The organism is Propionivibrio pelophilus DSM 12018 (assembly GCF_059569095.1).
The window spans coordinates 15,357-28,631 of record NZ_JCANUT010000009.1 but is presented as its reverse complement, the minus strand read 5'-3'; the positions used below and the strand labels follow the sequence as shown (position 1 = coordinate 28,631).

Annotated in this window: 11 protein-coding genes; 5 read left to right on the top strand and 6 right to left on the bottom strand. The window is 61.6% G+C overall.

The window, feature by feature from the left end:
• The first annotated feature begins 56 nt into the window (after positions 1–56).
• From BO74_RS06250 to BO74_RS06235, 4 genes are read left to right on the top strand one after another with little or no spacing between them, the layout of a single operon-like run.
• A complete protein-coding gene (locus BO74_RS06250) occupies positions 57–746 on the top strand; it encodes a YggS family pyridoxal phosphate-dependent enzyme (RefSeq protein ID WP_496440945.1) in 690 nt (229 codons plus the stop codon).
• Positions 743–1,555: a pyrroline-5-carboxylate reductase gene (gene proC / locus BO74_RS06245; protein WP_496440868.1), complete on the top strand. Its 813-nt coding sequence runs from the start codon at positions 743–745 to the stop codon at positions 1,553–1,555. The genes BO74_RS06250 and proC overlap by 4 nt, the downstream gene beginning before the upstream one ends.
• A gap of 1 nt (position 1,556) precedes the next feature.
• Positions 1,557–2,105 (top strand): YggT family protein, encoded by a 549-nt coding sequence (locus tag BO74_RS06240; protein ID WP_496440866.1) that lies wholly within the window; start codon positions 1,557–1,559, stop codon positions 2,103–2,105.
• 7 nt (positions 2,106–2,112) lie between these two features.
• Positions 2,113–2,400 carry a DUF167 domain-containing protein gene (locus BO74_RS06235; protein WP_496440865.1) on the top strand — a complete coding sequence of 96 codons (288 nt, stop codon included), beginning with the start codon at positions 2,113–2,115 and terminating at the stop codon, positions 2,398–2,400.
• A gap of 3 nt (positions 2,401–2,403) precedes the next feature.
• Here BO74_RS06235 and BO74_RS06230 read toward each other — a convergent pair whose 3' ends face one another.
• Genes BO74_RS06230 through BO74_RS06210 form a run of 5 tightly spaced genes read right to left on the bottom strand, consistent with a single transcriptional unit; the run spans position 2,404 to position 6,135 of the window.
• The gene (locus tag BO74_RS06230) at positions 2,404–3,660 is read right to left on the bottom strand and encodes a dihydroorotase (protein WP_496440863.1); all 1,257 of its coding nucleotides are present in this window, start codon (positions 3,658–3,660) and stop codon (positions 2,404–2,406) included.
• A gap of 3 nt (positions 3,661–3,663) precedes the next feature.
• Complete coding sequence (locus tag BO74_RS06225; protein ID WP_496440861.1) at positions 3,664–4,623, bottom strand: aspartate carbamoyltransferase catalytic subunit; 960 nt, start codon at positions 4,621–4,623, stop codon at positions 3,664–3,666.
• The gene (pyrR, locus tag BO74_RS06220) at positions 4,616–5,122 is read right to left on the bottom strand and encodes a bifunctional pyr operon transcriptional regulator/uracil phosphoribosyltransferase PyrR (RefSeq protein WP_496440859.1); all 507 of its coding nucleotides are present in this window, start codon (positions 5,120–5,122) and stop codon (positions 4,616–4,618) included. The genes BO74_RS06225 and pyrR overlap by 8 nt, the downstream gene beginning before the upstream one ends.
• Positions 5,100–5,582, bottom strand: coding sequence for a Holliday junction resolvase RuvX (gene ruvX, locus BO74_RS06215; protein WP_496440858.1), 483 nt, complete (start codon positions 5,580–5,582; stop codon positions 5,100–5,102). Before ruvX ends, pyrR begins: the two co-directional genes overlap by 23 nt.
• A complete protein-coding gene (locus tag BO74_RS06210; RefSeq protein WP_496440856.1) occupies positions 5,575–6,135 on the bottom strand; it encodes a YqgE/AlgH family protein in 561 nt (186 codons plus the stop codon). Before BO74_RS06210 ends, ruvX begins: the two co-directional genes overlap by 8 nt.
• A gap of 57 nt (positions 6,136–6,192) precedes the next feature.
• On the opposite strand from BO74_RS06210, the gene BO74_RS06205 reads away from it, so the two are divergent.
• Positions 6,193–7,641 (top strand): cryptochrome/photolyase family protein, encoded by a 1,449-nt coding sequence (locus BO74_RS06205; RefSeq protein WP_496440854.1) that lies wholly within the window; start codon positions 6,193–6,195, stop codon positions 7,639–7,641.
• On the opposite strand, the gene BO74_RS06200 is transcribed toward BO74_RS06205, so the two are convergent.
• Positions 7,619–13,273: a hybrid sensor histidine kinase/response regulator gene (locus tag BO74_RS06200; protein ID WP_496440853.1), complete on the bottom strand. Its 5,655-nt coding sequence runs from the start codon at positions 13,271–13,273 to the stop codon at positions 7,619–7,621. The genes BO74_RS06205 and BO74_RS06200 overlap by 23 nt on opposite strands.
• Between the last annotated feature and the right edge of the window lie 2 nt (positions 13,274–13,275).

Here is a 13,275-nt window from a genome sequence, read left to right as displayed (position 1 = left end):
CTTGGGAGCAATCAGGGGAGTGTTATACTTTCGGGCCGCTCCTAGCGAAGCTGATTATGACAACAATCTCCGCCAACCTGCAAGCCGTTCTGGCACGGATCCGCAGCGCCGCGCAGGGTTGTGGGCGAGAGCCTGAAGAAGTGCGTCTGCTCGCCGTCAGCAAGACGTGGCCTGCCGCGTTCGTGCGCGAGGCTGCCGCCGCGGGCCAACGTGCCTTCGGCGAGAACTACGTGCAGGAAGGGGTAACCAAGGTCGCCGAAGTGGGCTTGCCTGACCTGGAGTGGCATTTCATCGGCCCATTGCAAAGCAACAAGACGCGCCCGATCGCCGAAGCCTTCCACTGGGTACATTCCATCGATCGCTTCAAGATTGCCGAGCGCTTGGCGGCACAGCGTCCCGACACGCTGCCGCCGCTGCAACTATGCCTGCAAGTCAATATCAGCGGCGAGAAAACCAAGAGCGGAATTTCACCCGACGAGACTCTTTCGCTGGCGTCCCGGATTGCTCAGCTCCCCCGCATCAAGTTGCGTGGGCTGATGGCAATCCCCGAGGCGACCGACGATTTCGCTCGGCAGCGGCAACCATTTCGGCAATTGCACGAATTGTTCGATTATCTCAACACTCACGGTCTTGCACTCGACACGCTCTCGATGGGCATGTCAAACGACCTTGAAGCCGCCATTGCGGAGGGCGCCACGCTCGTCCGCGTAGGGACGGCACTATTTGGGGAAAGACACACATCATGAAAATCACCTTTCTTGGCGGCGGCAACATGGCCAGTGCCCTCATCGGCGGTCTGCTGAACAACGGATTTCCGGCCAATGAAATTGCCGTCATCGAGATCAACGACGAAAACCGGGCCAGCCTCGAACGCTCTTTTGCCATTCGCACTTACGCCACGCCCGATGCCAGCGCGCTCTACTGTGACGCCCTGCTGCTCGCCGTGAAACCGCAGCACATGCGCGAAGCGTGCCTTCCGCTGCAGCCGCTCATCGATCAGCAACTCGTCATCAGCGTCGCCGCCGGCCTGCGCCTTTGCGACCTCTCTCGCTGGCTCGGCGGACACGACCGGCTGATCCGGGCGATGCCGAACACGCCCGCACTGATCGGCGCGGGCGTCACCGGGCTCTATGCTCTCCCGAGCGTTTCCGAGGCGGAGCGCCTCGGCGCGGAACGTATCATGCACGCCGTCGGCAGCACGGTCTGGGTGAACGAAGAGTCGCAGATCGATGCGCTGACCGCCATTTCCGGTAGCGGCCCGGCCTATGTTTTCTACTTCATCGAATCGCTGCATCAGGGAGCCATCGAACTCGGCTTCAACCCGAAACAGGCCCGCCAGTTGTCGATCGAAACCGTACTCGGGGCAGCGCGCCTCGCCTCGCTATCGGAAGAGCCCGCCAGTGTCTTGCGCGAACGCGTCACCTCGAAAGGCGGGACGACCGAGGCGGCCTTGCGCGCCATGACCGAAGGTGGCCTGAAAGAAGCGATCATCGCGGGAACCAAGGCCGCCAACGCGCGCGGCGGCGAACTCGCCGACCTGCTGGGCAAGGACTGAGATGGCCGGCCCGTTGATCCAGGCGCTGTTGCTGATCGTAAACTCCGTCGTCGGCTTTTTCTCGATTCTTCTGCTGGCGCGATTTTTCATGCAGATGCGACGCGTCCCGTTCAACACGCCGGCGGCTTCTTTCGTGCTCAGGCTGACCAACTGGCTGGTCCTGCCACTGCGCAAGGTCATTCCCCCGGCCTTCGGACTCGACTCGGCCAGCCTGGTCGGCGCCTACCTCCTGCAAATTCTCGCGCTGGCCGTCCTGCTGCTTCTCCAGCCAAGGCTGATTCCGCTGGCCCCCGCGGAAATTGCCGGCATCATCCTGCTTCAGGGTCTGCTAGCCGTAGTGCGTCTCTGCGTTTATCTGTTCATCGGACTGCTCATTGCGCAGGCGGTGCTGTCCTGGGTCAATCCGTACTCGCCCCTCGGCCGCCCGATCGGCGCGATGACCGATCCGCTGCTACGACCGCTGCGACGCATCATTCCTCCGATTGCCAACGTTGACCTGACACCGCTGATCGCCATCCTCGCCGCCCAGGTTGTTCTGATTTTTCTCTGAAACGACCATGCCCGAGTGGCTTCATCACCACGGCACGCGCACAACGCTGACGCTGCATATCCAGCCGGGAGCGAAGAAAACCGAGATAGCCGGCACCTATGGCGATGCGTTGAAGATCCGCCTGCTGGCGCCCCCCGTCGACGGCAAGGCGAATGCCGCCTTGCTGGATTTTCTGGCGAAACGGCTCGGGCTGGCCAAATCGAAAATTTCGTTGATCAGCGGCCAGACCTCTCGCCGCAAAGTGGTCGAAATCGCTGAAGACGTGCCCGACCTCGAAACACGTCTTCAAGCCTGACGCTCAGACCGCGAAAACTACACGCCCACCGACCAGCGTCACACAGACCCGCCCGGACATTTCCCAGCCGAGGAAAGGCGTGTTCTTCCCTTGACTGTGAAGTGTCTCCGGCCTGACGCACCAAGGCTCTTCGGGGTCGAAGACGCAGATATCGGCACGCTGTCCGACACCGAGCGAGCCAGCATCAATACCCAGAGCCGCGGCAGGATCGCTGGTTACCCGGGCAATCGCGGTTGCCAGAGGAATCTTGTCTTCAGCCGCCCACTTGCAGACCAGAGGCAGCAGCAGTTCCAACCCGACAGCACCGGGAGTCGCTTCGGCAAACGGCAGCTGCTTGCCGTCCTCGTCCACCGGGGTATGGTCAGAACATACCGACGCCAGGCCTTCGGCAACCGCAGCCCGCAAGGCAGCACGGTCGCGATCGGCGCGGAGAGGCGGATCGAAGCGGGCATGGCTGTCGAAATAGCCGATATCCGTCTCCGAAAGGTGCAGGTGGTGAATCGCCACATCGCATGAGACTTTCACGCCAGCCACCTTGGCTTCCCGGATCAACACCATTCCGGCGGCCGAGGAGATCTTGGAAAGATGCAGACGAACCCCGGTTTCACGCGCAAGATGCAGCGCCGTCGAGATCGCCAGCGTTTCTGCACAGACCGGAATGGCGGCCAAGCCGAGCCGCGACGCCACTTCACCATCGTGCGCGACGCCGTTGAGTGCGAGGTAATGATCCTGGGGATGCAGGCGAATCGCAAAACCGAAGGTCGCCGCATACTGCATGGCGCGATACAGGATCTGGGTGTCGAAAATGGGGCGTGTGGCCTGCGAGAAGGCGATACAGCCCGCCCGCGACAACCCCGCCATTTCCGCCAGCTTTTCACCGCCAAGCTGCTGCGTCAGCGCGCCCACCGGAAACACGCGAGCAAGACCGATCGACTCGCTGCGCTGAACGAGCCGCTCGACCAGACTGTGTTCGTCCAGCGGCGGCTTGGTGTCCGGAGGACAGGCGACCGAGGTGACCCCGCCGGCGACAGCCGCCAGGAGTTCCGCGTCGAGATTCGTCAATCGTGCAGAAAGATCGACCAAACCCGGACAGACGATGCGTCCAGCGGCATCGATCGTCTTGTCCGCAGCAAAACCAAGTGGGGCGCTTCCGACCGCGCAGACAACGCCATTGGCCACGAACACATCTGCCTGCGCATCAACGCCGTTTCGCGGATCGATCAGCCTGCCGCCTTTGATATGGATGCTTTGCTCTTGCATTGCTCAGTTCCCCGCCAGAATGCTCATCACCGCCATGCGCACGGCAATGCCGAAGGTTACTTGCGACAGAATCACCGCCTGCGGTCCATCAGCCACTTCCGAATCGATTTCCACACCGCGGTTCATCGGCCCGGGGTGCATCACGATGGCGTCCGGTTTGGCCAGCGCCAGAACTTCCGGCGTCAGGCCATAAGACCTGAAATATTCCTTGGCCGAGGGCAATAACGCCCCGTTCATTCGTTCGTTCTGCAAACGCAACATGATCACCACATCGCAGTCGCGAACCCCTTCGCGCAGGTCATGGCATACGCGCACTCCCATTCGCTCGATATCCGTCGGCAACAACGTCTTCGGCCCGACAGCGCGAACTTCCGCCGCGCCGAGTACGCCCAGCGCCTGGATGTCGGAACGCGCCACCCGGGAATGGAGAATGTCGCCGACGATGGCCACCGTCAGATTCGAAAAATCCTTCTTGAAGTGGCGGATCGTGTACATGTCCAGCAACCCCTGCGTCGGATGCGCGTGCCGCCCATCGCCCGCATTCACCACGTGCACGTCGTCGCGACCGGTCCGTCGCAAGTGGTCGGCAATCAGGTAAGGCGCGCCGGACGAGGCATGCCGCACCACGAACATGTCCGCGTGCATCGAAACGAGGTTGTCGATGGTATCGAGTAGCGTTTCGCCCTTGGCCGTCGAGGAGCGCGCCACGTCGAGATTGATGACGTCGGCGGAAAGCCGCTTGGCGGCGATTTCGAACGTCGTGCGCGTGCGGGTCGAGTTCTCGAAGAACAGGTTGAACACGCTCTTCCCGCGCAGCAACGGCACCTTCTTCACGTCGCGGTCGGAAACCTCCAGAAAGCTCGACGCCGTATCGAGAATCTGCACCAGCACCTCGCGCGGCAACCCGTCGATCGACAGCAGGTGGGTCAATTCGCCATGGACGTTGAGTTGCGGGTTATGCATGATCGACACACCTCCATTGCAAACGGCCGGACGCATCGGGCTCGAGCACCAACTCCTGGGAATCGGCCAGCTCGACCTGCCACGCGCAGAACTCGGCATAGATGGGCAATTCACGCCCGCCCCGGTCGGCCAGGACGGCCAGTCGGACGCTGGCGGGGCGTCCGTAATCGAACAGTTCATTGATCGCCGCCCGTGTCGTCCGCCCCGTGTAGAGCACGTCATCGACGAGAATCAGCGGCCGTCCTTCGACTTCGAAAGGAATGCTTGTCGGCTTGACCTGTGGATGCAGCCCTTTTTCGCCGAAATCGTCACGATAGAACGAAACATCGATCAACCCGATTTCATCGGGCAAGCCTAGCAGTTCGCTCAGTCGGCGAGCGATCCAGGCCCCGCCGCTATGGATACCGACCAACATGGTTCCGGGTTGCAAATTCGGGCGAATCATCTCCGCAAGCGCGACGCATTGCGCTTCGGCATCAGGTAAGGTCGGGAGAGACATGGCTAGAGGAATCCGTACGGTTTTGAGAAATTCGCTGGAAGAAGGACTGCAGGATGATTTGCGCGGCCACGGCATCCAGATGCTCCTTGGCGCCCCTCGCATTGTAGCCACTTTCATGCAGCCTTTCCTCCGCCTCGGCCGAACTCAGACGTTCGTCGGCATAATCGACGGTCATCCGGAAGCGGCCGCGCAGCTGATTGGCGAAACGTGTGCAGCGCGCAGTCATGGCGTGCGGCGTGCCATCAAGCGCTACCGGCAGACCGACGACCAGCCCTGCCGGCTTCCACTCGTCGATCAGGGCGGCGATAGCAGAGAAGCGCTCATCGTTCCGTTCGCTACGGATCGTCTTCAACGGGTGCGCCATTCCGAGCGGCCACTCGCCGACCGCGACGCCGATGCGCTTCTCGCCGAAGTCGAACGCCAGATACGTTCCGCGCCTGGGCGCATCCGCCTCAGGCATGACCCGCATGCCCGGCGAGGTTGGCGGGGTCGATGCCCAGCAGTTGAAGCGCCGAAGCAAGTTTTTGTTCGTGCGGCAATTCGAAAAGAATCTTTGGATCGGCCGGAACGGTTAGCCAGGCATTCTGGGCGAGTTCATGTTCGAGCTGCCCCGCGCCCCACCCGGAATAGCCGAGCGTAACCACCATGTCCTGCGGCGACCCGCCCAGACCAAGCGATTGGAGGACATCGCGCGATGTCGTCAGCCCGATGTCCTGACTGACCGCCAGCGTCGACTGCCAGGCCCCCAGCGGGCGATGCAGGACAAACCCGCGGTCGGTCTGCACGGGGCCGCCGAAAAGCACGGGCGAGTCTCCCAGCACCTCCTCGCCCAGGGGCACATCGATCTTCCGGAACAGGGTCGCCAGGTTCATGTCGATCGGTCGATTGACGATCACGCCGAGCGCGCCTTCATCGTTGTGCTCTGCAACGAACACCAGGGATTTGGCAAAATAGGGATCCTCCATCGTCGGCATGGCGATGAGGAAATGATTGGTTAGACTCAGGCTGGCCATGATGGCCCGTATTTTATCGCTCTATCGCCGCAATCTGACGCCACAAAGGGGACACTCTTGCTCGATTCCGTTCTGGTCTGGTTCCGGCGTGATCTGCGGGACAACGATCATGTCGCGCTCGCCGAAGCCACACGGCGTGCCCGCAAGGTTTATTGCGCCTTCGTATTCGATCGGCAAATCCTCGATCCGCTGCGCGGAACCGCCGACCGCCGTGTCGAGTTCATCCGCGAGTCGCTCGTGGAACTCGATTCCGCGCTGAAAGGCTCGGGAGGCGGAGTGATCGTTCGGCACGGATTTTCTGCCGAGGAAATTCCTCGCCTGGCCAACGAACTTGGCGTTTCTGCTGTATTCGCCAACCGCGACTACGAGCCGGCGACAAAGCATCGGGATGCAACGGTTGAAGCGACGTTGCGCGAGTACGGCGTTGCTTTCGAGTCCTTCAAGGACCAGTCGGTCTTCGAACATCCGGAAGTACTCACCGCAGCCGGCCGCCCGTTCGGCGTCTACACGCCCTACAAGAACGCCTGGTTGAAACGCCTGACGGAAGAGGATAGCGCCTGTTTTTCCCCCATCCCGAACAAACTCGCCCCAGCGCCAGCGCCTTGCCCGATTCCGCCCCTCGGCGAACTGGGTTTCCTGCCCACCGACCTCATCGATGTGGGGATCGTTCCCGGCATGAGGGGGGCTCGCCGCCTGCTCGATGATTTTCAAGGCCGCATGCTCCACTACGGAACGGCACGCGACTTTCCGGCGGCCAAAGGCGTCTCCTACCTGTCGGCACATCTCCGTTTCGGGACGATCTCGATCCGCGAACTGATCCGGGCCGCGACAGCGGTCGGGGCGCAAGCTGGCGAGAGCGGCGCCGCCGTCTGGTTGTCGGAGCTGATCTGGCGGGACTTCTACTTCATGATTCTCGACTGTTTCCCGCACGTCGTAGATCATTCGTTCAAAGCCGAATTCGACCGCATCGAGTGGGAAACCGGAGAACTCGCCGACACCCGCTTCGAAGCCTGGCGAAACGGCACGACGGGCTACCCGCTGGTCGATGCGGCCATGCGCCAACTGAACCGGACGGGATACATGCACAACCGGCTACGCATGGTCACCGCGTCGTTCCTGATCAAGGATCTGGGGATCAACTGGCGTCGCGGCGAAGCGTATTTTGCCAGCCAGCTGAACGACTTCGACCTCGCCGCCAACAACGGCGGCTGGCAATGGGCCGCGTCGAGCGGCTGCGATGCGCAGCCCTATTTCCGGATATTCAACCCGGTCACCCAATCGGAACGCTTCGACCCGCAGGGCAAGTTCATCCGGCGCTATCTGCCTGAACTGGCCGCCGTCCCGGACCGATGCATCCATGCCCCCTGGCGAATGACCGCGCAGCAACAAAAGGACTGCAACGTCATCGTCGGCAAAGACACCCCGGCGCCCGTCGTCGATCACGACGAAGCGAGGCGCCGGACGCTGGAGCGCTACGCGGTCGTCAAGAAGCCTGGCGGCGCCTAGCCACGTGCTCGGCAACCAGCCGCAGAAGCTCTTCCTCCTGATACGGTTTGCCGAGGTAGTGGTTGACGCCGATCTCGAACGCATAGTTGCGATGCTTGTCCGCCGTACGCGAGGTGATCATGATGATCGGCACATCCTTCAGGCGCGCATCGGCGCGAATGTTGCGCGTCAGGTCGAAGCCGTCCATGCGCGGCATCTCGATGTCCACCAGCATCACGTCGGGCACCACGTCGAGCAACTGCTCCAGCGCTTCGACGCCATCCTTGGCAACGAGCACCTGATACCCCTCCCGCGCCAGCAAACGTCCGGTGATCTTGCGCACGGTCAGCGAGTCGTCCACGACCATGACGGTCGGCAGGGTCGCCTGCGCCCCCTCTTCTGGTGGCACCACCACGGGCACCTCTTCCGGTTGCGTGCTTGCCTGTACCACTGCTTCCACCGGAGTTCGCGTACTCAATGCCACGGGATTCAGGATCAACACCACCTGACCGTTACCCAGAACCGTAGCGCCATCCACCCCCACCACGCGGGCAATCTGCGGCCCGATGTTCTTGACGACGATTTCCTCGTTGCCGAGCAACTCATCCACCTGGACCGACAAGCGGCGGGCACCGCTGCGCAAAAGCAATGTCCAGTACTGGCGATGCTGTTCCGGCAATGCCTGGCGGTCACCGAGGAGATGCGGGAGATAACTGAACGGATAATGATGCCCCATCCATTCCGCGCTGCCGGCATCCCGGATCCGCTTTAGCGCCGGCTCCTTCAGATCGAGCACCTGCTCGATCATCACGGACGGGATGGCGTAGGTCTTGCTGCCGGCACGAACCAGCAAGGCCTTGGTGACGGCCAGCGTCAGCGGGATGATGAGCCGGAATTCGGCTCCCTCGCCAGGGGTCGAGAGTATTTCGATACGTCCGCCAAGGCTGCCGATCTCGGTCTTTACCACGTCCATACCGACGCCGCGACCGGCAACCTGAGAGACCTCCTCCGCCGTCGAGAAACCCGGCGCGAAGATCAACTCGGCCAATCGCTCCGGAGAGACCTCGTCCTCCGCCCGGATCAACCCCGCAGCGATCCCGCGGGAACGGATCCGTTCGTAATCGAGACCCGCGCCATCGTCGGCGAGCGCCAGTACGATTTCATTACCTTCCTGCTTGAGGGACAGCGAGATATCGCCGATTTCCGCCTTGTCTCTGGCTCGCCGGGTTTCACGATCTTCCAGGCCATGGGCGATGGCGTTGCGCAGCATGTGCTCCAGTGGCGCGGCAATCTTCTCCAGCACGCTCCGGTCGAGCTCCACCTGCCCGCCCTTGATCTCCAGGTTGGCGCGCTTGTTCAACTCCTTCGACGTTTGCCGAACGATCCGGTACATGCGATCAGCCAGACTGCTGAACGGCACCATGCGCACCGCCATCAGCTCCTGCTGCACTTCGCGGTTCAGGCGCGCCTGGGCGATGAGCGCCGCGTTGGCGTCATCGAGATTCTTGAGCAGGTTCTGCTGGACAGTACCTACGTCGTTGACCGACTCCGCCATCATCCGGGTCAATTCCTGGAACCGGGTGAACCGGTCGAACTCCAGCGGGTCGAACCCGGCGTGACGCTCATCGGCCAACGCCTCGCGTGACTGCATTTGCGATTCGGCCTGAATCTCGATTTCCCTGAGCTGCCGACGCAAGCGAATGACGTTTTCGGTCAGATCGAGCAGGGAATCTTTCAGACTGCGCATTTCCCCTTCGATACGAGAACGGGCGATGGCCAATTCCCCGGCCTCGTTAACCAGGCGATCGATGACACCGGCGCGAACACGGAGGACCGCCTGCTGTTGTGCTGCGTCACCTTCAACTTCCGCGGCAACATCGACAAGTCGCGTACGGTCGGCGCGGCGCTCGACAAAACCTTGCGCCGGACGTTCGCCCGTTTCCTGTGGCGGCGAGGCCGGCATAACCGTCGCGCCAGTCGCCGATGTTTCCGGAGCCTGCACTTCGTCGGCTCCAAGCACTTCGCCCCGCTCCAGACGCTCGACGATTTGCCTGATGGAGTCGAACGCGCTTTCGATCTCGTCGATGACGTCCGCAGAAGCCACGCCGGCCTTGGCCACCTCGCCAATCCGAGTTTCAAGCGCGTGCGCGATCTCGCCGAGCGTCATGGCCCCGGCCATCCGCGCACTGCCTTTCAGGGTATGCATTTGGCGGGAAAGCACCCGCACGACCTCGGCACTGCCGGGATCAGCACGCCACGCGCGCAATTGCGAGGAAATCCCCTGATTGATCTCCGCAGCTTCTTCGAGGAAGATCGGCAGCAATTGCTCGTCGAGTTCGTCGTTCAGTGACGGCACCGCCGGCACGAGCGGAGGACGCTCTGCCGGCACATCCGCCAGCACGTCTACGATCTCTCGGACTTCGGACGGAAGGGCCTGTTCCTGAGCAGGCTGTCGCTGTTCACTGAAGTCATCCGGGGACTTGTCCGGAATCTCCAACTGCACATTGGCGGTAACGACAACGGCAGGATAAAGCCCGTCGAGTTCTTCGACCAGGCCAGGAGGAACGCTGATTTCCTGTTGCTTGGCTAGCGCCGCGAGCATCAGCTCAAGCTCTCCCACCGTTCTCCTGATTACACCGAGGGCTTCCAGGCTGCCCGGAGTTTCCGAATGATCGCGCCGCAGCAGGGCGTGCTCCAGGGCGTACCCCAGCTGGTTGATCGGAGTAAGGCCAACCGTGGCGGAGATTCCAGCCAAGGTATGCGCGGCACGATACATGTTTTGCGGAGTCGGAGCCGAGTCAGCACTCTCCAGAACAGGAAGTTCACGACGCAGCGTCTGCAGATGCGCATTCGCTTCTTCCGAGAAAATCTCGAACAGCGCAGGAGAAATTGTGAGGCGCTGATGAGGCTTCGTCACCTCGGGCCGTGCCGGCTCCAGCGGTTCGCTCGCATCGCCCCCGGTGAATGTCTCGTCCCCGGACAACGGCGGCTCGCCCGCGTACAGATCTTCGTTTTCCGGGTCTTCCAAGGATGCGAAAGCAAGCCCTTCTTCCTGCGCAACGGGAGCCGCGGAGGAAAAATCGACATGGATGATTTCAGCCGTCGATTCCGCACCCGCCGGCAAGCCTTCTTCAATCGGACCGATCTCGATGCTCTGGCTTTCCCCAACCTCAGCATCCGCCGGTGTCACTACCTGCGAATCCTCAGGTTCTTTCTGCGCGGCACCTTCTGTTCCTGAGCGCAACGCCTCCGCGCGGGCGACCATCTCGGCAGGATCTGGCGCACGCCCCTTCCCGGTTTCCAGATAGCGAACCCATTCCGAGAAAATGCCGGACGCGTGTTCGAGCAAATCGAGCAATGCCCCGCTGACACCCATTTCCAGGCGAAGCCAGAGATTGAGCGTCTGCTCGATCGCCCAGGCGGCCTCTCCCACATCCTTTAGGCCGACCATCCGGCCGCTGCCCTTGAGGGTATGGAAAGAGCGTCGAATGGTCGTCAAACTATCCAGGTCATGCGTCTGTGCTTTAAGCGCAGCCAGATTCTCCCCGATGGTACCGAGAACCTCGTTCGCCTCCTCCAGGAAGATCCCCAGCAATTCGGCATCGATCTCCTCGCTGCTGGCCTGCGACAGATGCACGGTATCCTGCGAGGGCTGCAGATCATCTGCAGCGCCTGACGTGAGCATGCCCATCGCCTGATCGATCTGCGGCGCGGCATCGGTACCGCCATCGAGAACTGACAGGATCGCCTTGGTCTGTTCGCCAAGCACCGAATCGGCTACAAGGTCAGCATCGTTCTTCAGCGTGACGAGATTCTGTCTGAGTTCCGCGCGCAACTCCGCGTCCTGAGGCTGCTCCTTGAATGCGCTCAACAAGGCCTGGGTTTCGCGCTTGCTTTGCTGGACCTCCTGTTCGACCGACGTTTCCTGGTCAAACTCTTCGCCTTCGGGAACTTCCTCCGGCGCTCTCGATTGCAGCCTGCGTACGAAACTGTCGTAGTCGCTCTCGCCATGCGGCAACGCATCAACAAAAAATCCGAGCACCGACAAACGACCCGCCAGACTTTCGAAATCGGATTCCAGAGGCGCATAATCCGGCGAGGAAAAGCGCCTCACATCCTCCTGGCATTCCTGCAGCGCGGCAACTGCCCCGTCATGGCGCAGCATCGTCAGAACGCCAACGATCTGCCTGAACGGGGTCTCAAGACTGGCCAGGTCCGGGCGCCGCTCGACGTCCCGGAAGAATCCGTCCAGAACCTGCTCGATCTGCACCAGGTTGCTCTGAATCTCCTTGGCAACTTGCGCAACCAGCAATTTCTCCTGAGCCTGCCGCGACATTTCGTCGAGAAGAGGAATTTCCGCTCCCGATTGCGGCAGCTTGCCCGAGACACAAGCGTGTATCCGCTCGACGGTCACATCGACCTGATGCGCGAAATCAGCACCGAGACGGCCAAAATTCTTCGCTGCATTCTGCGCCAACAGGATCGCGGTGGCGACCTCCATGGCCATGGCGTCGGAATGGCGACCGGCATCCGCGGACAGCCAGTTCGCCGCGACGACGATCGATTGCGCCAAGCGGCGAAAATCAGTGTGCCCCAACTGTTCCACGAGTCCGGCCAGCGTTCCTGCGTTCTCTCTGAATGCCTCCAGGGTCGACCGGTTCCCCGCGCAGAACTTGCTCCACGATTCCTCGAGCACCTCGATGACATCGCGCAACCGGCCTGACACTGCCAGGCCTGCTTCGTCGGCGTCCATGCTGTCCTTGGACGGAATCGACAGGTCAAGACCGTATGCCTGCTTGATCTGCCGAACCGAGGCGCTATCACTTTCAACGTTCCCGACCAGGAACAACGCGTCGCGCATCAAGCGCTCGGCAACGTTCTTCGAACCCTCGATCAGGCGGCGAATCTGCAGGTCGATGCGTGCGCACAGTTGCTTTACGCCCGCCGTGTCGAAAATCGCGCCATCGCTCATGGCTGCAAGCAGGCCGGACGCCACCCACCAGAACGAGCGAGCGGAGTTCGTCTCTTGCGTCGCTTCGATCTGCTGCACCGCGCCAAGCATTTCCCGGATGCCAGAACGATCGGCCGGAGCACGCAGCCACGTCAGAAGTCCTTTTTGAAAACAGACACGCTCCTGCTTCAAAAACTGCTTGTAATCCTCCGGAGAAAACTTCTTCACCGGCACACCCGGACGGGGCGGACGAACCGAAAGATCAGGGAAAAACAGATCGACCGGTACCACGCGCTCGACCCCACGCGCCAACTGAATCTCCTGGTAGAGGGGAAACAAGCGCAAAGGCTGATTCGGCAAACCGCTGATCAGCCCGTCAAGGTAATGCCCTATCGCCTCCAGCCCTCGTTTCGCCACATCGACGGCGGCCCCGCCAGCGGGACAACTCCCCTGCTCGATCCTCTCCAGCAGGTTCTCAAGCGCTTCCGCGAACCGGGTCACCCCATCCAGGCCAACGATGGCCAACGCGCCGTGGACCTGATGCAGATGCGTCCGGCAGAATTTGATCTGGGTTGGATCACCCTGCCCGGCAGGGGCAGACACATAGCCATCCAGCGCTTTGACGGCGTGAGCCAGCGCGAGATCAATTTCGCTTTTGACCCAGGTCAGCGGGCCAATATCAAATTCGGTCACGGCACTCATCT

What these genes read in the sequence shown, in the direction of transcription:
- BO74_RS06250 (WP_496440945.1), top strand. Translation starts at nt 57, where the DNA reads ATGACAACAATCTCCGCCAACCTGCAAGCCGTTCTGGCACGGATCCGC.
- BO74_RS06200 (WP_496440853.1), bottom strand. Translation starts at nt 13,273, where the DNA reads ATGAGTGCCGTGACCGAATTTGATATTGGCCCGCTGACCTGGGTCAAA.
- proC (WP_496440868.1), top strand. Translation starts at nt 743, where the DNA reads ATGAAAATCACCTTTCTTGGCGGCGGCAACATGGCCAGTGCCCTCATC.
- BO74_RS06210 (WP_496440856.1), bottom strand. Translation starts at nt 6,135, where the DNA reads ATGGCCAGCCTGAGTCTAACCAATCATTTCCTCATCGCCATGCCGACG.
- ruvX (WP_496440858.1), bottom strand. Translation starts at nt 5,582, where the DNA reads ATGCCTGAGGCGGATGCGCCCAGGCGCGGAACGTATCTGGCGTTCGAC.
- BO74_RS06235 (WP_496440865.1), top strand. Translation starts at nt 2,113, where the DNA reads ATGCCCGAGTGGCTTCATCACCACGGCACGCGCACAACGCTGACGCTG.
- BO74_RS06225 (WP_496440861.1), bottom strand. Translation starts at nt 4,623, where the DNA reads ATGCATAACCCGCAACTCAACGTCCATGGCGAATTGACCCACCTGCTG.
- pyrR (WP_496440859.1), bottom strand. Translation starts at nt 5,122, where the DNA reads ATGTCTCTCCCGACCTTACCTGATGCCGAAGCGCAATGCGTCGCGCTT.
- BO74_RS06230 (WP_496440863.1), bottom strand. Translation starts at nt 3,660, where the DNA reads ATGCAAGAGCAAAGCATCCATATCAAAGGCGGCAGGCTGATCGATCCG.
- BO74_RS06240 (WP_496440866.1), top strand. Translation starts at nt 1,557, where the DNA reads ATGGCCGGCCCGTTGATCCAGGCGCTGTTGCTGATCGTAAACTCCGTC.